20 protein-coding genes are annotated in these 19,724 nt (G+C 69.1%); 5 read left to right on the top strand and 15 right to left on the bottom strand.

The window, feature by feature from the left end:
• Positions 1–72 precede the first annotated feature (72 nt).
• From ACFT4A_RS18990 to ACFT4A_RS19005, 4 genes are all read right to left on the bottom strand, one after another.
• On the bottom strand, positions 73–1,401 hold the full coding sequence (locus tag ACFT4A_RS18990) for an AI-2E family transporter (RefSeq protein WP_382831560.1): 1,329 nt from the start codon (positions 1,399–1,401) through the stop codon (positions 73–75).
• An 87-nt stretch (positions 1,402–1,488) separates the two neighbouring features.
• The gene (locus ACFT4A_RS18995; RefSeq protein WP_382831563.1) at positions 1,489–2,196 is read right to left on the bottom strand and encodes a transglycosylase SLT domain-containing protein; all 708 of its coding nucleotides are present in this window, start codon (positions 2,194–2,196) and stop codon (positions 1,489–1,491) included.
• A 400-nt stretch (positions 2,197–2,596) separates the two neighbouring features.
• The gene (locus ACFT4A_RS19000; RefSeq protein ID WP_189722994.1) at positions 2,597–3,922 is read right to left on the bottom strand and encodes a PhoH family protein; all 1,326 of its coding nucleotides are present in this window, start codon (positions 3,920–3,922) and stop codon (positions 2,597–2,599) included.
• 388 nt (positions 3,923–4,310) lie between these two features.
• Positions 4,311–5,084 carry an isoprenyl transferase gene (locus ACFT4A_RS19005; protein ID WP_382831566.1) on the bottom strand — a complete coding sequence of 258 codons (774 nt, stop codon included), beginning with the start codon at positions 5,082–5,084 and terminating at the stop codon, positions 4,311–4,313.
• Between the two features lie 757 nt (positions 5,085–5,841).
• On the opposite strand from ACFT4A_RS19005, the gene ACFT4A_RS19010 reads away from it, so the two are divergent.
• Positions 5,842–6,993, top strand: a complete 1,152-nt coding sequence (locus ACFT4A_RS19010; RefSeq protein WP_382831567.1) for a winged helix DNA-binding domain-containing protein — start codon at positions 5,842–5,844, stop codon at positions 6,991–6,993.
• Between the two features lie 45 nt (positions 6,994–7,038).
• Here ACFT4A_RS19010 and ACFT4A_RS19015 read toward each other — a convergent pair whose 3' ends face one another.
• From ACFT4A_RS19015 to ACFT4A_RS19025, 3 genes are read right to left on the bottom strand one after another with little or no spacing between them, the layout of a single operon-like run.
• Positions 7,039–7,842 (bottom strand): class I SAM-dependent methyltransferase, encoded by an 804-nt coding sequence (locus ACFT4A_RS19015; protein WP_382831570.1) that lies wholly within the window; start codon positions 7,840–7,842, stop codon positions 7,039–7,041.
• Positions 7,839–8,300: a GNAT family N-acetyltransferase gene (locus tag ACFT4A_RS19020; protein WP_382831573.1), complete on the bottom strand. Its 462-nt coding sequence runs from the start codon at positions 8,298–8,300 to the stop codon at positions 7,839–7,841. Before ACFT4A_RS19020 ends, ACFT4A_RS19015 begins: the two co-directional genes overlap by 4 nt.
• A gap of 54 nt (positions 8,301–8,354) precedes the next feature.
• Complete coding sequence (locus ACFT4A_RS19025; RefSeq protein WP_382831576.1) at positions 8,355–9,233, bottom strand: LLM class flavin-dependent oxidoreductase; 879 nt, start codon at positions 9,231–9,233, stop codon at positions 8,355–8,357.
• Between the two features lie 664 nt (positions 9,234–9,897).
• Between ACFT4A_RS19025 and ACFT4A_RS19030 the strand changes: the two genes are divergently transcribed.
• Positions 9,898–10,275, top strand: a complete 378-nt coding sequence (locus tag ACFT4A_RS19030; protein ID WP_382831579.1) for a DUF192 domain-containing protein — start codon at positions 9,898–9,900, stop codon at positions 10,273–10,275.
• 40 nt (positions 10,276–10,315) lie between these two features.
• On the opposite strand, the gene ACFT4A_RS19035 is transcribed toward ACFT4A_RS19030, so the two are convergent.
• The 4 genes from ACFT4A_RS19035 to ACFT4A_RS19050 all read right to left on the bottom strand — a co-directional run bounded on the left by ACFT4A_RS19035 (position 10,316) and on the right by ACFT4A_RS19050 (position 15,085).
• The gene (locus ACFT4A_RS19035) at positions 10,316–11,155 is read right to left on the bottom strand and encodes a hypothetical protein (protein WP_382831581.1); all 840 of its coding nucleotides are present in this window, start codon (positions 11,153–11,155) and stop codon (positions 10,316–10,318) included.
• 140 nt (positions 11,156–11,295) lie between these two features.
• Complete coding sequence (locus tag ACFT4A_RS19040; protein WP_382831583.1) at positions 11,296–11,703, bottom strand: hypothetical protein; 408 nt, start codon at positions 11,701–11,703, stop codon at positions 11,296–11,298.
• Between the two features lie 352 nt (positions 11,704–12,055).
• The gene (locus ACFT4A_RS19045; protein ID WP_382831586.1) at positions 12,056–14,422 is read right to left on the bottom strand and encodes a hypothetical protein; all 2,367 of its coding nucleotides are present in this window, start codon (positions 14,420–14,422) and stop codon (positions 12,056–12,058) included.
• Positions 14,423–14,590: 168 nt separating this feature from the next.
• On the bottom strand, positions 14,591–15,085 hold the full coding sequence (locus tag ACFT4A_RS19050) for an ATP-binding protein (protein ID WP_382831588.1): 495 nt from the start codon (positions 15,083–15,085) through the stop codon (positions 14,591–14,593).
• A 226-nt stretch (positions 15,086–15,311) separates the two neighbouring features.
• Between ACFT4A_RS19050 and ACFT4A_RS19055 the strand changes: the two genes are divergently transcribed.
• The 3 genes from ACFT4A_RS19055 to ACFT4A_RS19065 all read left to right on the top strand — a co-directional run bounded on the left by ACFT4A_RS19055 (position 15,312) and on the right by ACFT4A_RS19065 (position 17,523).
• Positions 15,312–16,163 carry a helix-turn-helix domain-containing protein gene (locus tag ACFT4A_RS19055; protein WP_382831591.1) on the top strand — a complete coding sequence of 284 codons (852 nt, stop codon included), beginning with the start codon at positions 15,312–15,314 and terminating at the stop codon, positions 16,161–16,163.
• 16 nt (positions 16,164–16,179) lie between these two features.
• Positions 16,180–16,371: a hypothetical protein gene (locus ACFT4A_RS19060; RefSeq protein ID WP_382831594.1), complete on the top strand. Its 192-nt coding sequence runs from the start codon at positions 16,180–16,182 to the stop codon at positions 16,369–16,371.
• A 423-nt stretch (positions 16,372–16,794) separates the two neighbouring features.
• On the top strand, positions 16,795–17,523 hold the full coding sequence (locus ACFT4A_RS19065) for an acyl-CoA thioester hydrolase/BAAT C-terminal domain-containing protein (RefSeq protein ID WP_382831597.1): 729 nt from the start codon (positions 16,795–16,797) through the stop codon (positions 17,521–17,523).
• Between the two features lie 42 nt (positions 17,524–17,565).
• On the opposite strand, the gene ACFT4A_RS19070 is transcribed toward ACFT4A_RS19065, so the two are convergent.
• The 4 genes from ACFT4A_RS19070 to ACFT4A_RS19085 are packed head-to-tail and all read right to left on the bottom strand — an operon-like array spanning position 17,566 to position 19,670.
• Entirely contained in the window at positions 17,566–18,213 is a 648-nt protein-coding gene (locus tag ACFT4A_RS19070; protein WP_382831599.1) for an OmpA family protein, read from the bottom strand.
• A gap of 8 nt (positions 18,214–18,221) precedes the next feature.
• Positions 18,222–18,806, bottom strand: a complete 585-nt coding sequence (locus ACFT4A_RS19075; RefSeq protein ID WP_382831601.1) for a hypothetical protein — start codon at positions 18,804–18,806, stop codon at positions 18,222–18,224.
• Between the two features lie 16 nt (positions 18,807–18,822).
• Positions 18,823–19,437, bottom strand: coding sequence for a pilus assembly protein TadG-related protein (locus ACFT4A_RS19080; RefSeq protein WP_382831604.1), 615 nt, complete (start codon positions 19,435–19,437; stop codon positions 18,823–18,825).
• Complete coding sequence (locus tag ACFT4A_RS19085) at positions 19,437–19,670, bottom strand: hypothetical protein (RefSeq protein ID WP_382831607.1); 234 nt, start codon at positions 19,668–19,670, stop codon at positions 19,437–19,439. Before ACFT4A_RS19085 ends, ACFT4A_RS19080 begins: the two co-directional genes overlap by 1 nt.
• Positions 19,671–19,724 lie beyond the last annotated feature (54 nt).

Genomic DNA, 19,724 nt, shown 5'->3' on the forward strand with positions numbered 1-19,724 from the left:
ACGAACTGCAGGGCCCCGTCCCCTGGGCATGGTGGACGGGGCCCTGTTGCATGCCCGGCTCCTGTCCCCGGACTACGCCGACGGCGGGTCCGGGGCAGGGGCAGGGGCAGGGGCAGGCGGCTCGGCGCTCACCGCCGTGGCGCCCCGCGGCCGTACCGAATGCCGTAGCGCCGACTCCCGTGAATGCGCGCGCAGATACCCGGCCACCGTGTTCGTCACCGCGACCAGCGGCACGGCGACCACCGCACCGCCGATCCCGGCCACCATCCCTCCGCACGCGACGGACAGCACCACCGCGAGCGGATGCACCCGCACCGCCCGTCCCAGGATGAACGGCTGCAGGATGTGGCCCTCGATCTGCTGCACCGCGAGCACCACCGCCAGCGTCATGACCGCCGTGAACACCCCCTGGGTGACCAGCGCGACCACCACGGCCAGCGCCCCGGACACCACAGCGCCCACCAGCGGGATGAACGCGAACAGGAAGATGAACACCGCCAGCGGCACGGCCATCGGCACATCGAGGAAGTAGATCCCCAGGCCGATGAAGATCGCGTCGATCAGCGCGACGATCACCGTGCCCCGCACATACGCCGTCAGCGTCCGCCACGCCGCCGGCCCGGCTCCGGCCACTCCCGGCCGCGCCGCCGCCGGGACCAGCTTGAGCGTCCACTCCCAGATCCGCTTGCCGTCGTAGAGCAGGAACAGGGTGGAGAAGACCGCCAGCAGGATCCCGGTCAGCGCCTCGACGACGACCGTCACGCCCTCCAGGCCCGCCGAGGTGATCTGGTCGGTGTTCGCGCCGACCGCCTCACGCAGGTTCTTGGCGATCTCGTTGATCTGCTTGTCCGTGACGTGGAAGGGGCTGTTCAGCAGCCAGTTCCGCAACTCGTCGATGCCGTCCTGGATCTGGCCCGAGAGGTCGTCGATGTTCTCCATGACCTGCCAGGTCACGAACCAGCCGATCAGGCCCATGATGACGAAGCCGAGGACCGCGGTCAGCGCGGTCGCCGGCCCGCGCGGCACTCCGAGCCGCCGCAGCCTGCCCACGGTCGGATGGAGCAGTGCGGTGATCAGCAGGGCGCTCACGAACGCCAGCACCACCAGCTGGACGGCGCTGATGACCCGCATCAGCACCCACAGGGTGCCCGCGAGGATGAGCAGCCGCCAGGCGGCCTCCGCCGCGACCCGCACCCCCCACGGCACGGCCAGCGCGGGATCGGGCCGCGCGGGAACGTCGGGCGCGTAGTCCGGGGGCGGCGGCACGTACTCGTCGGCCGCCGCCCGGGACTCGGCTTCGCCGCGCTCCCGTTCGGCCTCGGCGCGGCGCTCGTTCCACTGCTCGCTCATCTCGGTCAGTCCGGCGCCGAGCCGGCCGAGCCACCCTGGCACTCGCGACATGGTCCGACCGTACATGGCGTGAGCCCCACACCGGACGACGGTGTGGGGCTCACGCGGAGGATGACAGCGGCCCGAAGGCCGGGTGGCTCAGTACCAGTTGTTGGCCTGCCAGAACGACCAGGCGTCACACGGGCTGCCGTAGCGGTCGTTCATGTAGCCGAGGCCCCACTTGATCTGGGTGGCCGGGTTGGTCCGCCAGTCGGCGCCGGCGGACGACATCTTGGTGCCGGGCAGTGCCTGGAACATGCCGTAGGCCCCGGAGGAGGGGTTGACGGCCTTGTAGTTCCAGTCGGACTCGTGGTCCACGATGTTGCTGAAGCACTGGAACTGACCGGAGGGCACGATCTGCCGTGCCATCGCCTGGATCTGCGCGATCGAGTAGGAGCTCGCGACGGGGATGTCGGAGATGTCCTTGGAACGGCTGGCGGCCTCCTTGGCCTCCGTGCGCTCCTTGGCCTCCTTCGCCGCCTTCTCGGCGGCCTCCTTCTTCGCGATGGCCGACTCGGCGGCGGCCTTGCGGGCGGCCTCCTCGGCGTCCTTCTTCGCGCTCACGTCGGCGGCGATGGCCTGTACGTCGGCCTGCTGCGTCAGGGACGCGGTCTGCACCTGGGCCTGCTGACCCGAGGGGATGTCCGCGAGCAACGTGGTGCCGTTTGCCGTCGCTTCGGCGTCGTTGTTCTGCGCGGTGCTGCCCGAGGCAACGCCGACGACGCTTCCGACAGCGGTGACCGCCGTGGCCGAAGCCACTGCGAATCCCCGGACCGAGATCCGGCTCACACGGTTTCCTTCCAGCATCGCCCGCTTCGGTGACCCTCGCGGACGCAATCGTGCCCCTGACACTGGCCTCCCCAACTACGGGTCACGGGAGGCACGGGCCCGGTGGGCAACTCCCTCGGGAGGGAGTGCCGCGTGGTGCGCGGGCGGCATACGACATCGCTATGCAGTTGATGCTGTTGCTTTGTGGTGCCGTACCGCTGGGGGTACAGGTGTGTCGTATGCGGGGCCTGACAGGAGTGAGACTCTGCCGTAACGCGACGGGGCAAGGCAATTCTGTGTTGGGTGTGAAAGCTCACATCCCGTTTGACCCAGGAGATTCACGGAAACCGTCACGCGCGAAGGCGCCGCCCGGCTAGGCTCTTCGCCTTTCCGAACGGCGCCAACTACTGCGTAACCACCACCGATTGGGGCAGGGTGGTCAGATCTGCCCGTCTTCGAGCATTTCGGTCACAAGGGCTGCGATCTGGGACCTCTCGGACCGGTTCAGGGTCACGTGAGCGAAGAGCGGATGCCCCTTCAGCTTCTCGACGACGGCGACGACACCGTCGTACCGGCCGACCCTGAGGTTGTCCCGCTGGGCCACGTCATGGGTGAGAACCACCCGTGAATTGGCCCCGATCCGGGACAGAACGGTGAGAAGCACATTCCTTTCCAGTGACTGTGCCTCGTCCACGATCACGAACGCGTCGTGCAGCGAGCGGCCGCGGATATGAGTGAGCGGCAGGACCTCCAGCATCCCGCGCGCGGTGACCTCCTCGATGACCTCCCGGCTGGTGACCGCCGACAGCGTGTCGAAGACGGCCTGCGCCCAGGGGCTCATCTTCTCCGCCTCGGAGCCGGGCAGATAGCCGAGCTCCTGCCCGCCCACCGCGTACAGCGGACGGAAGACCATCACCTTCTGATGCTGACGGCGCTCCAGCACCGCCTCCAGACCCGCGCACAGCGCCAGCGCCGACTTTCCGGTGCCGGCCCGGCCGCCCATGGACACGATCCCGACGTCCGGATCGAGCAGCAGATCGAGCGCGATGCGCTGCTCGGCGCTGCGGCCCTTGATGCCGAACGCCTCCCGGTCCCCGCGTACGACACGGATGTTGCCCTCGGGTGTGACCCGGCCGAGCGCCTTGCCGCGCTCGGACTGGATGGTCAGGCCCGTGTGCACCGGGAGTTCGGCGGCCTCGGGGACGTAGACGTGCCCCTCCTCGAAGAGGATGTCCACCTGTTCGCCGGGCAGGGTCAGTTCGGACATTCCGGTCCAGCCGGAGGAATCCGTGATGGCGAGTTCCGCGCGGTACTCCTCGGCGAGGAGGCCCACGGACGACGCCTTGATCCTGAGCGGGAGATCCTTGGACACGACGGTGACGTCGAACCCCTCGGCCTGCAGATTGCGGGCGACCGCGAGGATGCGGGAGTCGTTGTCCCCCAGGCGGTAGCCGCTGGGCAACACGCTGGGGTCCGAGTGGTTGAGCTCGACACGGACGGTCCCGCCGAGATCCCCGGTCGGAATCGGGGAATCCAGACGGCCATGACGAATCCGGTAGTCGTCGAGCAGACGCAGGGCCTGCCGGGCGAAGTAGCCGAGTTCGGGATGGTGCCTCTTGGCCTCCAGTTCCGTCACCACGACGATGGGGAGCACTACCTCGTGCTCGTCGAAGCGGCTCAGGGCGTTGGGGTCGGCCAGCAGAACGCTGGTGTCGAGGACATAGGTGCGCCGGTCTGGCTTGTGGCGCTTTGTGCTGGTCACCACGGAAGGACGTACCCCCTCGGATGAGGTCGGGGAGCGACGGAGTGGAGCTGGACCGGTCGTCGGCCGCCCTGCGCGGGCCGAGAACCGGCCCTCCGCCTCTTCGTCCGTGCTGTGACCGCACGATCGGGCTGGTGCAAAGGGCCTCCCGGGCGGACGGCCCCGTGCCGTCCGCTGAGATACGACACCCGTGATTCGGGCGTCGACCTGTCTGACTTATGCCCTCGAACGAGCGCCGCCATGCCACGGCATATGACGGCGAGCCGGTGAACTCCGTGTTACGTGCGTCTTCGGAGGGGTACCGGGACGGGTTGCGACGTGCGGTGACCGCGGTGCCCGGGTATCCGCCGGACGGCGTACGGCACCTCGGAAATGTTCAGCGTTGTACGGCTCAGCCGCCGAAGCGCCGGTGGCGGGCGGCGTAGTCGCGCATGGCGCGGAGGAAGTCGACCTTGCGGAAGGCCGGCCAGAAGACGTCGCAGAAGTAGTACTCGGAGTGCGCGGTCTGCCAGAGCATGAATCCGGACAGCCGCTGCTCGCCGCTGGTGCGGATCACCAGGTCCGGGTCGGGCTGGTCGCTCGTGTAGAGGTGACGCCCGATCATGTCGGTGTCGACGGCCTCGGCGAGCTCCTCCATCGAGGTGCCCTTCTCCTGGGCGTCGAGCAGCATGGAGCGCACGGCGTAGGCGATCTCCTGGCGGCCGCCGTAGCCGATGGCGACGTTGACCAGTATCCCGTCGACGTGCGCGGTGGTCTCCTCGGCTTCCTTCAGGACCGTCTGCATCCCGGAGGGCAGCAGGTCGGGGGTGCCCACGTGGTGCACGCGCCAGCGGCCGTCGGTGGCCAGGGTGCGCACGACGTCCTCGATGATGCCGAGCAGCGGGCCGAGCTCGTCCTGCGGCCGGTCGAAGTTGTCCGTCGACAGGAGCCAGAGGGTCACGACCTCGACGTCGGTCTCACTGCACCAGCCGAGGAACTCCTCGATCTTTCCGGCACCGGCCCGGTGACCGTCGACGGTGCTGGAACCGGCGGCCTTCGCCCAGCGCCGGTTGCCGTCCATGATGACGCCGATGTGCTTGGGCACCTGAGCGTGGTCCAGGTGACCTTCCACCCGGCGTGCGTACAGCCTGACCAGCAGGCCACGCAGCTTGTCGCGCAGGTTCACGTGATTGTCAGCCCCTCCGTAAGGATCGGACAGGCCGCGATGTGCGGCCCGGTCGTGGCCGCGGGCGGTCCCTGCCCGTGCGGCAGTCCCCGGAGGCGAAGCCTACCCCTGCCGCGTCCGCGAGCCGCCCATGGGTGCGGAACGAAGAATTCCGGCCGGTGTTCAGGCCTGCCCCCGCACAGAAAGAAATCGGGCCGGTCCGTGGGGGGGAGACGGACCGGCCCGAGGGGGGGTTTCCACCATAACCCTTCGTAAGTGATGCTGCGTGCATCGGCGTGCCACAACTACTCTCCGGAGCCACCCGACGACGGGGCGGTGCTCGCGGAAGCCCTCGTTCATGGCTGGTTCTCGACAGAAACACGGCCGATACGCAGCGAAATCGGGCACCCCCAGGCAAGATCCGGGGGATTTGCCACACCTTGGGGTCCGCTCGGCGACTTGTCCCCGGCGTCCCTCCGACGGGTGACCCGGCTGCGAACGCCGGCTTGACCCCGGCGCGACCTCGCCGCCACCCCAACAGGGAGGCCCTGGCACCGCGCAGCCCCCTCCACTGCGCGGTACCGCCCGCGCAGCTTTGCTGGCGCGAATTACCTTGGTCTGAACTTACGTGAGCGGCGGCACCGAAGGCGAGCCGCGGGCGATAACGATGTGAAAAACATCGACGGAAGTTGCGCAAGTGGAGTGAGTGAAAGGAGTGACCCACATGCGAGGGCCCATGAGGACAGCATCTGTCCTCATTCGCGCCTAACGTCGCTCCATGACGAGGACCGCGAGAATCACATGGGACGCCGCGAGCGCACGGCGGGCGGAGCGGCAGTTCCTGGCCAGGCCGGCCGGGAGCGGCACACCGGTCGCCGAGGTGGTCGGCGCGATGGCGGGCGCGCACGCGCAGGTGCTGTCCGCGGCCGAGGTCTCGGTCGGGGTGCGGACGGCCGGGCTGACGCGGGCGGACGTACGGACGGCACTCTGGGACGACCGGTCCCTGATCAAGACGTACGGTCCGCGCGGCACGGTACATCTGCTCCCGGCGCGTGAACTCCCCCTCTGGTCGGCCGCCTTGACGGCGGTTCCGACCGGACCGAGTCCGTTCCCGCCCGACGTACGGCTCACCGAGGAGCAGGCCGGCCAGATCGTGACGGCGATCGGTGACGCGCTCGACGGGAGGTATCTGACACTCGACGAGCTGACCGAGGAGATCGTGGCCCGCACGGGCCCGTGGGCCGGTGACCGGGTGATGCCGGCGTTCCAGGACCTGTGGCCGCGCTGGCGGCAGGTGATGCACCGGGCGGGCTGGGCGGGCACGCTGTGCTTCGGCCCGAACCGCGGTCGCAAGGCGACGTACACGCGCCCGCCGCGCGCGGAGTCCGTGCCCGACGCGCTGGGCACCTTCGTACGCCGCTATCTGCACGCCTACGGACCGGCCACCCCGCGGCACTTCGCGAAATGGCTGGCGGCCCCGCCCGGCTGGGCCACCACCCTGTTCGGCGAGCTGGCCGCTGCGGGCCGTATCGAGGAGGTCGACTTCGAGGGGACACCGGCGTGGGTGGCGGCGGGTGACACCGACTTCCCGGACGGGCCCGCACGGGGTGTGCGGCTGCTCCCCTACTTCGACGCGTACGTCATCGCCGGACAGCCCCGCGAGCGGCTGTTCCCCGGGGAGGCGTACCGGCGGGCCCTCGCGGGCGGCCAGGCGGGCAACTATCCGGTGCTGCTCGTCGACGGTGTGGCGGCGGGCGTGTGGCACCAGCGGCGCCGGGGCCGTCGTACGACCGTCACGGTCGAGCCGCTCGTCCGGCTGACGGCACGGCAGGAACGGGAGCTGGGCGAGCAGGCGGAGCGGGTGGGCGAGGTGCTGGAGGCGACGGCCGAGCTGGTGGTGGGGAGGGTGACGGTGGGGCCGCACGCGTGATCAGGGGTGGCGGGGAGAGGGGGACGGTGGGGCCCGTACGCGTGATCAGGGGCGGCGAAGGGCGGGTGGGTCCGGCTTGCGGGCGTCGAAGAGGTGCCGGGTGCTGTGGGCGACGAAGGGCCCCTCGGCCCGGATCCGCTCGTGCAGCGCGCGGAGCTGCGGCTCGTACGCCGCGACGGTGAAGCCGGGCACCATCCAGACGACCTTGCGCAGGAAGTGCACGACCGCGGCGATGTCGTGGAACTCCATCCGCAGCCGCTCCGCCCGCAGATCGACGACGTCGAGCCCGGCGGCCTCGGCGTCGGCACGCTCACGGTCGGGACTGCGCCCGCCGCGCACCTCGTCCGGCTGGGGCCCGAGGAAGTGCTCGACGAGTTCGAAGACGCTGGCCGGCCCGACGTGCTGGGCGAAATAGGTGCCTCCGGGCTGGAGGACCCGGGCGATCTCGCCCCAGTGCGGGCGGACGGGATGCCGGCTCACGACCAGGTCGAAGGCACCGTCGGCGAAAGGCAGCGGGGCGTCCTCGGGAGCGGCGACGACCGCGACTCCGCGCGGCCGGAGCAGGGCGGTCGCCTTGGCGACGTTGGGCGGCCAGCCCTCGGTGGCGACGGCGAGCCGGGGTTGTGCGGGGGCCGTACGGGCAAGGGCGAAGTCCAGGACTTCCCCTCCCCCGGTCTGGATGTCGAGCACGGCATCCGCCCGCCCCAGCCGCGCGGCCATCGACGTCGCATACCCCCAGGACGGCCGCGCCTCGGTGGCCCGCCCCTCGAACCAGGAGAAGTCCCAGCCTTCCGTGGGCACGGAGGCCCCTTCGGCGACGAGGTCCTCGAAGGCGCGGTGCGGTCTCATGACAGGACCAGCACGACATGCTCGTCGTCTCCGTGCCGGACGACGCCGTCATGCCGGAAGCCCTGCTTCTCCAGGAGACGTACGGAGCCGGCGTTCCCGCTGAAGGGGTCGGCGTACAGCGGCCGGTTCCGCTCCCGCTCCAGGAAGAGGGCCAGGGCCCGGCTGCCGATGCCGCGTCCCCAGTACGGGCGTCCGAGCCAGTACCCGAGGAAGCGGCGGTCCCCGTCCCACCAGGCGACGACGCTGCCGGCGACGTCTCCGTCCACGGTCACGGTCCGCACGAAGACGGTGTCGTCCCCGAGGACCTTGGCTTTCCAGTGCCTCATGAACGCGTCGCGGGGCCGGGGCGTGAACCTGGACCGCCGGACGGCTTCCGGATCATGCTCGTACGCCAGGAAGAACTCCAGATCGGCTTCCACCATGGCCCGCAGCCGTACGTCGACGTCGTCATCACTCATGTCGGGAGTGTGGCAGCCGCCACTGACAACGGCCCTCGGGGAAACCATCCGGCCTCAGGGAACGAGCGGACGCACTTCTTCCGCGACGAACCGCACGAACCCCTCCGGGTCGGGCTCGTCACCGGTCGGTTGCAGCACCACGGTGTCGGCCCCGGCCTCGGCCAGCCGCTCGACGGCCTCGGCGACGGCACCGGCGTCCCCGGCGACCCCGAGATCGGGAACGGACTCGAGCCCCTCGTCGGCCAGCTCGGCACGGAGCCGGTCGGCGGCGCCGGCCCCGGTCGCGGTGAGCAGATACACGACGACGGGATGCGGTCCGGCTCCTCGCCCGGCGGCCTCCCGCCCTGCGTCGACGAGCTGCCGCGCCTTGCGCACGCCCTCGGCGTTGGTGGCGGCGGTGAGGATCGTCCCGTCGGCGGCCTCCCCGGTGAGCCGCAGCGACCGCGGCCCGGTGGCCCCGGCCAGCACGCCGACTCCCCCACCCTCCGGCGGCCAGTCGAGCGCGACGTCGTCCAGCTTCACGTACCGCCCCTCGGTGGTCACCCGCTCCCCACCCAACAGGGCCCGAAGCGCGAGGAGATGCTCCCGCAACAACGTCACCGGCGACTCGACCCGCGCCCCCACCTGCCCCATCCAGTCCTGCACACCATGCCCCACACCGACGATCACCCGCCCCGGGAACATCCGGTGCAGCGAGGCCGCCTCCATGGCCGTGACGGCCACGTTCCGCAACGGCACGGGCAACAGCCCGACCCCGACCCGCACCCGCTCGGTCCATGCGAGGGCTGCGGCGGCGGTGGAGATACCTCCCTCTCGGAAGCAGTCTTCCCAGAGCCAGAGTTGTTCTAGGCCTGCCGCCTCCGCTGCTTCGGAGACTGAACGCAGGCGTTCGGGGGCGAGTTGGGGGCGGAAGACGGCTCCGAGTTCGGTCATGATGCTCTTCCTACCCGGGCCGAGCGGCGAAGGACAGGACATTTCGTGCCCTGCACGTTCCCTACGAACCAACCATCATGTTGGGCAGGCCCACCTGGTCCAGGTGTCCTACGGAGCAATGGGGTCGGCAGAAGACCGGATTCGGGAGCCGGCGTGCGCACCGTCTCGCCCATTGAAGCGGGACCACCGGGCAGGTACGAGTACTCGATGTGGGAGTGCAGCTCCGCTGCGGCCACTGCCCGCGCCGCGCTCACGGCCCGTGGGGACCACGCGATGTCTCGCCAGGACACTGTGAAGAGGGAGTGGAGGATTGCTCCGCTGCCTGCCTCCACGTCGTCGCGGTGCGCGCCCAGGGAGCAAGGGACCGTGCCCACCTCACGCAGTGCACGAAGGAGTTGCTGGCCCGATGCCAAGCGGTCGATGAACTGCTGACGGATGACGCCGTCCGATTCGCCGACCGCCATGAGCCGTAACGGTTGCATAACGCAGTGATTTGTCGGCCCATTGGGGGGGGCTGTGCGGGGCGTTTCAGTCACGAACCAGCAAAGGGTCCGGCAAAGAGGTTGGGCCCGTGGGCCTATGTGGGGCCTACTCGCCTGCGGATACGTTCGGGTTCGGACAGCAGGTGATAGGCGACAGGTGGCACGGTCGGAGGTGGGCCGGTATGAGGCGGCGCTGGCGGGACGGGCGTGGGGAGTTGGTCGTGCGCGGGGGTGGTGGGGAGCCGTCCGCCCGTGTTCCGTTGGAGATCGCCACCTCGTACCGGGCCCGTACGAAAGGGCTGTTGGGGCGGGATTCCGTCGAGGGGGCGATTCTGCTCTCCCCCGCCAATAGCGTGCACACCTTTCGTATGCGCATGCCGATCGATGTCGCCTATCTCGATCGACACCTTCGTGTCATCGCCGTGCGCACCATGCGGCCGGGGCGGCTGGGGATGCCTCGGCTGCGGGCTCGGCATGTGGTGGAGACGGAGGCTGGAGTGATGAGTGAGTGGGGGGTGCGGGAGGGTGCCGGGGTGGAGGTCGTCGTGAGTGGGGGTTAAGCGTGCCGTCCTGTTGAAGCTGTGTAGCGGCGTGGACCTACTACCAAGGGGCGTGGCGAGGGACGCGGTTCCGCCACCAGGGGGGCGCTCCCCCGTCGTCTGGTGTGGGCTTGGGGGCGGTGTGCTCGCTGAATGTTCGGTCGAGGCGGGTGACCGCGTCCCGTAGGGCGTCCGTGTGTGTCTTGCCCAGCTTCGGGATGAGCCGTTCCAGGGCGTCCCTGGCTTCCAGGTCGCGGTGGAAGAGGTCCGCTCGGTAGTGGCCCGAAGGGGCCCAGTCGGACAGGAGTCGGCGGGTCAGTCTTTCCCACACGCGGAGGTGGTGGTGTACCTGGCCTTCGGCGGTCGCTGCCGTGCCTGGGGGGAGGGTGGCGAGGACGGTGTCGGAGACGGGGGTGGGGATGGGCTCTCTGTCGAGGATCTCCGGGAGGATCTCGATGGTTGCCCGGGGCAGGTCGGGGACCGGCTCTTCGATCGCGTCGATCACGTGCACGGGTGGTTCGTCGTCCGAGGACAGCAGACGGGCGCGGACGGACCGTCCCGAAGAGGTGGCCAGCCAGTATGCCGACGGCGGAAGGTCCTCCTCGGCTGGGTACAGGACGGGAACACCCAGCGCTGCCGCCAGGCGTCGTGCGAGTTCGGGCTCGGGCGGTGCCTCATTGACCAGGACGTCCTCTACGTAGATGTCCAGGGCCAACGACAGGTCGCCGCGCAGTCTGATGTAGCCGCACAGGACAGGTGCGGTCCAGTCGCGTTGGCTCTCGTCGCCGTCCCGGTCGGCCACGTCCACGTCGGTGCCGTCCGTCTGTACCGCCTCTGCCAGGGCCTCGGTGAGCGACGCGGGCGAGACCGGGGCGCCAACCAGTAGCAGGTCATGAATCATCGCCGGGTCCCATTCGTGCGCTGTCTCGGCCTTGGGGCCACGCCACGGCCGCCGGGGACTTCACGTCGCCGTTCGCCCTGGCGATCTCCTGGGCTACGGCGTGCTCGTTGCGGTCCATGCCCACGATCTCCGGTTCCGAGTCAGAGGCTCGTTCCGTCGTTTCCCAAATCGAAGAGCGTGCTCTGTGCCGCTTCCGCGTTCGCCCAACTCGCCGGGCCGCCCGGCTTCACCGACAGGCGCTCAAGTGCCGCCCTGGCCTCTGGGCTGCCCATCGCGCCCAGCAGTTCGATGGCAGGGTCGGCACCGATGTCCTCAGTTACGCAACGCTCGGCCAGTCCCATCGCCCAGTCGGCGAAGCGGCCCGGATCGGGGTCGAGAGCCAGCCAGCGGAACGCCGAGTCGGCGATGTCGTCCCGCAGCGACGGGATCATGGCCAGCATCGCCGCTTCGACATGCCGGACGACGTGCCGCTGCAGCGGATACAGCTGCGGCCGATCTCGCCACGCGCGGACAAGCTCGTCCACTCCGGCCCATGTCACCTGGCTCATGCGGGGCATGCTCGTCCCGACGGCGTGATGAAACTCCTCCCATACGTGCCGCAACAGACCGGGCGACGGGGGCTGAGGCACACGCGGAGCCAGTTCCGGGTCATCCACGAGTACAGTCAACACGCTTCGAGCTTCCGCCAACCGCTCGTCGGTACGGGGCAGTTCCGCGATCCGACTCCAGTCGCACTCGTCCCAGGGCTGTGGCAGGGACCGCAGAGCGCGGGGCAGGACGTAGTCGCCCTCCGGATCGTGCCACCGCATGACCTGCGGATCCCACATCTCCTCGGCATTCGGCTCTGCGCCCGACTCACTCATTCCTGCTTCCCACCAACGTCTCGTCTCCGTCGCCAGCTCAGTCGATGCCCAGGTACACCTTGGCACCCTCCGGGTCCTTCATCTTCGACCAGTCCATCGTGCCGTTCGCCGTCCGTTCGTCGACGGCACGCTGCATTCTGCCGAGCTGGTCGGCGGACAGGCCCTGGCCCGCCACCTTCACGTCCACGTCATTCTTTGCCATCTCACCGGCCGCCGTCCGGGTGTCCTTCGCCGGCTTGCCGTTCCGGGCGGGCTTGAACTCGCTGAAGATCGACGTCCAACGATCCGTCGTCTCGATCTCCACGGTGGCCTTGCGGCCAGGCTCCTTACTCGCCCATTTCCTGAGCCGCTCGACCTGGTTGGCGAAATCCGCCTTGCGCGTGGCCGACCCGGCGTTCTTGACCTCCTTGACGTGGATGGTGCCGCTCCTGCCCTTGTAGACGACGTCGGCGTCAGGGATCTCGTCGAGATTCGCCTTCTCCCCGTTGCCCAGGTCAGCCTCCTTCCGGTTCATCTTGCCGCCGACACCAGCGTCCACCTGAGTGCCAGGTGCCGCGTCGTCGGCGGCGCGTCGCACGGCGTTCACCTCCGCACGGGCCTCCGCCAACTGGTTGGCATCGGAAGCGTTCGCGACCTTGCCCTCCAGCGCCGCGGCGGCGTCACCGTTGACGTTCTCGCGGCGAGCCAGGTCGGCGATCTCGTCGAGGGCGTCGGCCACGTCCTTCTTGCTGATCTCAGCCTTGCTCGGGTCCGGGTTGTCCTTGGCCCGGTCGACGAGCCCGTCGATCTGGTCGTCGGGCACGGAGGAGCCCTGCTCCCGCAGAGCGGCCTTGGCCGCCTCGGCCCGGGCCTCGAGCGCCTGCTGTTCCGCCTCGTCCGCTTCCTTCCGGGCCTCCCCGGCCTGCTGGTTGGCCTCCTCGTCGCAGCCGTCCTCCGCGAGCACGACATACGGCGTGTCCTCGGCTCCTACGACGTAGGCGGCCGAGCGGCCGGCGGCCAAGACCGTGGTACCCGTGCCGGAGGAGCCGGTGATGGGCGCCGGTTCATGCGGGATAGAGCCGTACGGCATCCTGCCGACCGGGGCAGCGATGGTGCAGCCGGATTCGCGGGCCTTCTTCTCGGCTTCGTCCGCCGCCTCGTCGGCCTGCTTCGCAGCGCCCTCAGCACCCTTGACGTCGCCGGCCTTGGCCGCCTTCCTGGCGTCCTCAGCTGCGTCTGCCGCCTTCTCGGTAAGTTTGCCCAGGTCGCCGAGTTTTCCGAGTTTGCCCAGCTTGCCGAGTTTCCCGAAGAGCTTGGCCTCGCCGTAGCCGGGGATGAAGAGGGAGCCGACGTTCCATACGACCGTGGTGACGGCGCGGGTCTTGTTGCCGTTGTTCCACTGGTCGCGGACCTCCTCCCCGATGAACATGTCGTCGAGGATCTTTCCGCCCGAGTTCAGGGTCGCGCCGCCCCAGTCGGTGAGGGCGTCGAAGTAGTCGCCCTTCGCCCATTTGTCGCCGGCGTCCTTGGCGTCCTGCGACCACTGGTCGGCGATGAGGCCGCCGTAGTCCTTGAGGCCGTCCAGGGTGTCGAGCGGATTGGTGACGGTGTCCCAGATGCCCTTGAGTTCGCCGCCGATGCCGTCCACGAAGAGGCCTTCGCCGACTTGCTTGAGCTGGTCGCCCGTGCAGCCGAAGAAGGCGCCGAATCCGGAGAAGCAGCCGTCGTCGTCCTTCTCTTCGTCGTCCTTCTCTCCGTACTCGTTCTCGCCCGGATTGTCGGAAGCATTGGCGTCGTCGGGCCGCCGCGGTCCTTCTCCGGCCCGTAGGCCCGTGCCCTCACCGGACGCCGGGGCCGCAGCACAGGCCGTTCCCGTGACCTTGCAGATCGCCGACTGAAGGCCCCCGTAGATCTGCGCGCCCAGGCCGCTGACGACGAGGGCGGTGATGATCGCGGCCACGACCGCGATGAGTCCCGCGTACTCCACCGCCGTCTGGCCCTCGTCCCGGCGCCAGCGGATCATCCGGGGCAGGGAGAAGGGGCGGCGTTCGGCTCGGGCATCGTCGGGGAGGCGGTACCAGTTTCGGGTGTCCTTGCGGGTCAGGAAGTAGAGGACGAAGGTGGGGACAAAGAGCTGGGTGAAACCACGCTGTGATCCGTCGGCGATATTGGTGATCGCGCCGGCGATCAGCCATGCCTGCACGGCGATCAGGCCGACCCAGATCCTCACCCCGCCCAGCCACGTACGCCGGGCCAGCCACCAGCCGAGGGCCCCAGGGGCGGCACCGTACGCGGTCAAGGCGAGGACGCCGCCATCGACCGCGTCGTACGAGGCCGCCGTGAGCAGCAGGCCGAGGCCCCCGACGACCGTGATCGCGAAGAGGGCGTGGACGAGGACGAGTGCTGTCGCGAGCGAGCCGGGCATGGGCCGGCGTCCGCCACGTCCTGACGGCCATACCCCGCCGGGCTCCGGAGCTGCCCCGATCCAGGCCATGCCTCGCCCCCTTCGGTCTACGACACGGGCCTGAGAGTAGGGAGGGGCCTTCGGGGCGGGATGGGTCCATGGCCCCAAATGAGGGCCCAAATGGCCGGGTTAGCGGTTTCGCAGGTAGGCGCGGGCGCCCTGGTGCGGCAGTACCGCCCACATGCGCGTGCCGCCGCCCGGTTCTCGCGCGTCACCGAAACCCCAGTCGCCGCCGCACGCCCTGACGACGCAGGCGAGCACCCGGAGTGCCGCCCGGCGGCGGGTGTCGCAGGCGGCCGCCAGACGGGGGTTCGTGTGACGCGGGTGGCCGTCGAAGAGGATGACGCGCAGGGCGGAATCCCGGTAGCGCAGTGATACGTAGACCTCGGCGGCGGGTGTGAAACGGCAGGCACAGGACGTCAGTTCGCTCACCACCTGTACCGCCGCGTCGGTCACGTCCCCGAGGCCGTGGGCTCGCAGGATCGTCCGGGTCGCCGTGCGCGCGATGGCCGGGCTCTGGAGTGCGGCCGGGAGCGTGAGGCTGTAGGCGAGGGTTTGGGGAGGCGGGGGTGTGGTGGCCGTGACGGTGGATGGGGACGCGCAGGTCGTGACAAGTGCGGCCATGGCAACTCCGTGGTCGGGGAGGAGCGTTGGACTCCGCCGGGTGGCTCGTCGCGCGGGCGGGCTCGCGTGATGCGCTTCCGTTCTCGGCGGAAGTTTTGTAGTCGATCTGTCACGGACTGTATGGGCTGCGGAGTCACAGTGTCCATCAACTTGGAGATAATTACCCCTACCGTGCCTCGCTGTCGTGCACGGCAGACTGAGGGCACCACTGCGGAGAAGGGGCGGCATGGCCACGAGAAGTACGCCGACGGAGCGACAGAAGCGCCTGGGCGCCGAGTTGCGGAAGATGCGGCTGACGGCGGGGGCAAGCACGGAGTACGCCGCAGGCCTGCTTGGAATCGACCGGACCCGGTTGTCCAACATGGAGTCGGGAATCCGTCCCTTCTCGGCCGAGCGGGTGCGCACTCTGGCTTGCAACTACGCCTGCTCTGATGGGTGTTATGTCGATGCACTGGCCTCGATGGCCGAGAGCAAGGAGCGGGGCTGGTGGGAGAGCCACCGGGGGACTCTGCCCGCCGGGCTGCTGGACATCGCCGAGTTGGAGTGGCACGCGACGCGGGTGCGGACCGCTCAGGTCATGCACGTCCCGGGACTGCTTCAGACCGAGGAGTACGCCCGCGCCGTCTTCGCCGCCGTGCTCCCGGCGCTGAGCCGGCTGGAGGTGGAGCTGCGCGTGGCCCATCGCATGGAACGGCAGCAGGTCTTCGACCGGCCCGGGGCGCTGCCGTACGTCGCGTACGTACACGAAGCCGCGCTTCGCATGCCCTACGGCGGTATCGAGGTGACCCGGCAGCAGCTGGAGCTCCTGGCCGAGCGGTCCGGGCACGACACCATCGACGTACGGATCGTCCCGACGAGCGTGGGCGGCTTCCCCGGGGCAGGGCATGCCCTGCTGTACGCGGACGGGGCAGTGCCCCAACTCGACACCGTGCAGCTGGACTCCGCGCACGGGCCGGAATTCACCGGCGCGGAGGCCCAGCTCACCAAGTACCGTGCTCACCTGGACTGGATGGACGACGCGGCGCTGCCAACGGTGGCCTCACGTGACCTCATCCGCCGCGTCGCCCGTGAACTCTGACCCTAAGGAAGCCACCGTGACCGGCATCGACTGGGAAGACCCGTACTGCGGCGAGGGCAACAACTGCTTCCGCATAGGCACCGACCCCGAAGGCAACGCCTACATCGCCGTCGCCGGGCAGGAGGAGCACCACGTCACCGACAGTCGGGAGGCTCTCCGTGCTCTCATCCTCGAGATCAAGGCGGGGAAGGCCGATCACCTGTTGTAGGGGCGTGCGAGGGAGGCCGGCCAGGATGCGTACGTCCGCGACGCCTTGGTCGCCGTCACCCGTGTGTCGACGTCCCTCTCGTCGCCGTCGCTGCAGGATCCGCGATACATGACACGCGACGGTGTGGTGACCTCGGCGGATGCCCTCAGGAGACTCCGGAGGGCGAGTCCACTTGGGACCACAGGATGGAGACGGCCGGTGGCCATGCGGGACGGGGACGGTCGTTCCCAGGAGGAGGGCAACGCCGATCTGGCTGCGCTGACGGGTTGAGGCGGACCGACGGGAGGGGACCAGGTGGATGTCACTGAGCGTGAGCTGACCGATCCGTGTGAAGGCGTGCTGGTCGCTCCCGCCCGCGACAGGGGAATCGGTGTCCTGGTCCTGGCGGGGTCGAGCGGGCGCGTCGAACGGGAGAGGGCCCGCATGCTTGCCCAGCAGGGCATGACGGCCATGTCGATCCGCTGGTTCGGCGGGCCGGGGCAGTCCCCGGGGATCTGTGAGATCCCTCTGGAGACGTTCACCGCCGCCGTCGACCTGCTCCGGTTGAACGGGGCACGGCGCATCGGCATTCTGGGCACCTCCAAAGGGGCTGAGGCGGCGCTGCTCACGGCGGTGCACGATCCGCGCGTGGACGTTGTCGTCGCGATGTCGCCCACGTCCCGGGTCTGGTGCAACGTCGGGCCGGGGCGCGATGGAGCCGTCCGCCCCTACCGATCGTCCTGGACCTGGCGGGAGCGAGCGGTGCCTTTCGTTCCGCTGGACGATTCCTGGACTCCCGCGGAGACGGACGGTGGGCCGGTCGCCATCCGCGGGTGGTACGAACTGAGCGAGCGGACGTTCGCTGGTCTGCTGCCTCCAGCAGAGATCCCCGTGGACAGAGCGAGGGCCGATCTGCTGCTGGTCGCAGGCGGCGACGATGCCATGTGGCCCTCTCTTCCCTTCGCCGAACAACTGGCACAGCGCCGGCGCTCGGTCGGGGCCACGGTGCGCCTCATCACCCACCGCGATGCCGGTCACCGACCGCGTTTCCCCTGCGAGAGACCAGCGTCGGCATCCCCGCGCTTCCAGTACGGGGGCACGCCCGAAGCCGACGCGCTCTTGGGGACGGCTGCCTGGCCCCACGTCCTCGACGTGCTCCGCAGCAGGGGCTGACCTCCCTCCGGTTGATCCCCTGACGGGCGACGTTCGCTGTGGTCAGTTCTCCGAGCGGGGGAAGGAGACCTCGACCCGGCGGTTCTTCTTGCGGCCTGGTTCCGAGGAGTTGTCCGCGATCGGGTACTGCTCGCCGTAGCCGCGTACCTCGTAGGTGACGTTGGAGTCGGTCAGTTGCTGGTCCAGGACGTTCTGTACGGCGTCTGCGCGTTGCCTGGACAGGACGTCGCCGTGGGCGGAGGAACCGAGGTTGTCCGTGAAGCCGAAGACACGGATCTTCGTCGCGTTCTGTGTCTTGATCTCCTCGGCGATCGCGGAGATACGGGACTTCGCCTCCGCGCCGAGTTTCGCGCTGTCCTTGCCGAAGAGGACCTCGGCCTGGAGGGCGAACTTGACGTCGGCGTTGGTGTCTTCTCGGCGTTCGTCGCCGCTTTGGTCTTCTACGACCTGTTTGATGTCGAGGACCTTGGCGGAGGCGAGGGTGGCGCCTTCGGGGAGTTTGAGGTCGGGGTCGTTGGGGTCGACCTCGACGGGGGCGGAGGGGGAGGCCTCGGTGCCAGGGGGGACGCCGGGGGTCTCGTCGGCGTGGGCCGAGACGGCGCCGTAGATGTTCGTGGCGACCATGAGGGTGGCGGCGGTGAGGACCAGGGCGAGGCGTGGAGTCGCCGTTCGGGTGCGCGTAGGGGTCATGGCGGGCCTCACCCGGAGATCTTGACGGTGCCGCTGGAGAATGTCGGCAGTTGCAGGGTCACATCGGTCGTGCTTGCGGGTGGGGCAGGGAACTGCATGAACACCGGAAGCGTCTGGCCCGCTTCGAGGGTTCCGAAGCCGGTCGTGGTCAGCGGCCGCCCATCCGTGTCGCGGAGTACGTAATAGCGCTTCTTGCCCTTGGGATCCACGAGGGTCGCGCCCCCCATCGAGGGACCGTGCTTGATGACTTCGGTTTCGTCGCCGCTCATCTGAGATGGGATGACTGCCGACTTCGCGCCGTCGTTCTTCAAGTTCCCGCTTACCGTGACGAACCCACCCGCGTCCCTCGTCGCAGAGGTGATTTGAAGGAGAAGTCCCTCGGTGCCCTTGACCTCGACCAGGGGCGTCTCGGATTGTCCCTCCTGAGCACTCGGCTGGGATCCGCCTTCCTTTGAAGCGGGCGCCGAAGAGTTCGGCTTCTTGTCTTCGCCGTCTCCACCACCGCCGCAACCGGCCACGCCGAGGGCCAGTCCGGCCACAGCAGTCAGCGCGACCATCCCCCTGCGGGCCTTCGCAGTGAACCGAATGCTCATCTCTCTGCTTCCTTCATCACTCGTCGTTCGCTTGTGGTTCGGCCAGGTGGACGTCGAAGAGGTCCTCGGGTTTCGGCAGAACATCGAGATCGTCCGGGTCCAGCTCCCAGGTCACGCCCTTGCACAAGAGCGCCGGCAGCACGTCGGGACCGGCGCCCGCGGCCGGGGGATCGAATTCGCAGCGGGACTCGATCACGGCGTCAGCGGAAGCATGCGCTTTCCGGCCCGCTTCGCCGGGGACGATGGAGTCTCCCATGGGCCTGTTCGTCTGAACTTCGACCGAAAAGCGCAGAGGCCCCGGATCCCCGCAGAAGTCCACTACGGCGTCGTTCTGCTCGGCGAGCTGATAAGCGCGCCAACACGACAGGGTGAGACCCTCGGCATTGCCCTCGAAGATGGCCTGCCATTTGTTCGGGTCGAGTACGTCCTTCACCCACGCGTCCGCGAGTTGGTCCCGCCTGTCCTGAGCCGCCGCGAGCGCCGCCGCGTCGGCGGCCGTCTGGGCACCGTTCCTGTTCGCCGCGGCCTGGCCGACCGCGAAGTAGGCGAACGCGAGAAAGAGCAGGCCCCCCACCACCGTGATGTAGATGGGGAAGGCCTGCCCTGCGTCGCCGTACCGGCGAGGTCGCATCAAGGAGCGACCTTGGCGATCTGCGCCTGGATCTTGTTGAGGATCGTCTGACCGATGTTCGTACCCGTGATCGCCAGCACGATCGCCACCACCACCGCGATGATGCCCAGGTACTCGACCGCCGTCTGACCCTTGTCGCCGGCGCGGCGGCGCATCGCCTCGGCCGTGGTGTTCTTCCAGCCGTTCACGCGGACCTTGGTCGCGACGGCGGTCTTCAGCATCAGGTCGCTCATGGTGTTCCCCTCCGGTTTCGGCTGTGTCGCTTTCGACAGGAGGAACGTACGGCG

The sequence above is a fragment of the Streptomyces sp. NPDC057099 genome (genome assembly GCF_042671245.1).
In the GTDB taxonomy this organism is placed as follows: domain Bacteria; phylum Actinomycetota; class Actinomycetes; order Streptomycetales; family Streptomycetaceae; genus Streptomyces; species Streptomyces purpurascens.

Excerpts from the sequence above, each read along its gene's own strand:
- ACFT4A_RS19030 (WP_382831579.1), top strand. The coding sequence starts at position 9,898 with ATGAGGCGGCGCTGGCGGGACGGGCGTGGGGAGTTGGTCGTGCGCGGG.
- ACFT4A_RS19015 (WP_382831570.1), bottom strand. The coding sequence starts at position 7,842 with ATGAGACCGCACCGCGCCTTCGAGGACCTCGTCGCCGAAGGGGCCTCC.
- ACFT4A_RS19055 (WP_382831591.1), top strand. The coding sequence starts at position 15,312 with ATGGCCACGAGAAGTACGCCGACGGAGCGACAGAAGCGCCTGGGCGCC.
- ACFT4A_RS19075 (WP_382831601.1), bottom strand. The coding sequence starts at position 18,806 with ATGAGCATTCGGTTCACTGCGAAGGCCCGCAGGGGGATGGTCGCGCTG.
- ACFT4A_RS18990 (WP_382831560.1), bottom strand. The coding sequence starts at position 1,401 with ATGTCGCGAGTGCCAGGGTGGCTCGGCCGGCTCGGCGCCGGACTGACC.
- ACFT4A_RS18995 (WP_382831563.1), bottom strand. The coding sequence starts at position 2,196 with ATGCTGGAAGGAAACCGTGTGAGCCGGATCTCGGTCCGGGGATTCGCA.
- ACFT4A_RS19025 (WP_382831576.1), bottom strand. The coding sequence starts at position 9,233 with ATGACCGAACTCGGAGCCGTCTTCCGCCCCCAACTCGCCCCCGAACGC.
- ACFT4A_RS19085 (WP_382831607.1), bottom strand. The coding sequence starts at position 19,670 with ATGAGCGACCTGATGCTGAAGACCGCCGTCGCGACCAAGGTCCGCGTG.
- ACFT4A_RS19040 (WP_382831583.1), bottom strand. The coding sequence starts at position 11,703 with ATGAGCCAGGTGACATGGGCCGGAGTGGACGAGCTTGTCCGCGCGTGG.
- ACFT4A_RS19010 (WP_382831567.1), top strand. The coding sequence starts at position 5,842 with ATGACGAGGACCGCGAGAATCACATGGGACGCCGCGAGCGCACGGCGG.
- ACFT4A_RS19020 (WP_382831573.1), bottom strand. The coding sequence starts at position 8,300 with ATGAGTGATGACGACGTCGACGTACGGCTGCGGGCCATGGTGGAAGCC.
- ACFT4A_RS19050 (WP_382831588.1), bottom strand. The coding sequence starts at position 15,085 with ATGGCCGCACTTGTCACGACCTGCGCGTCCCCATCCACCGTCACGGCC.
- ACFT4A_RS19070 (WP_382831599.1), bottom strand. The coding sequence starts at position 18,213 with ATGACCCCTACGCGCACCCGAACGGCGACTCCACGCCTCGCCCTGGTC.
- ACFT4A_RS19035 (WP_382831581.1), bottom strand. The coding sequence starts at position 11,155 with ATGATTCATGACCTGCTACTGGTTGGCGCCCCGGTCTCGCCCGCGTCG.
- ACFT4A_RS19080 (WP_382831604.1), bottom strand. The coding sequence starts at position 19,437 with ATGCGACCTCGCCGGTACGGCGACGCAGGGCAGGCCTTCCCCATCTAC.
- ACFT4A_RS19045 (WP_382831586.1), bottom strand. The coding sequence starts at position 14,422 with ATGCCCGGCTCGCTCGCGACAGCACTCGTCCTCGTCCACGCCCTCTTC.
- ACFT4A_RS19065 (WP_382831597.1), top strand. The coding sequence starts at position 16,795 with ATGCTTGCCCAGCAGGGCATGACGGCCATGTCGATCCGCTGGTTCGGC.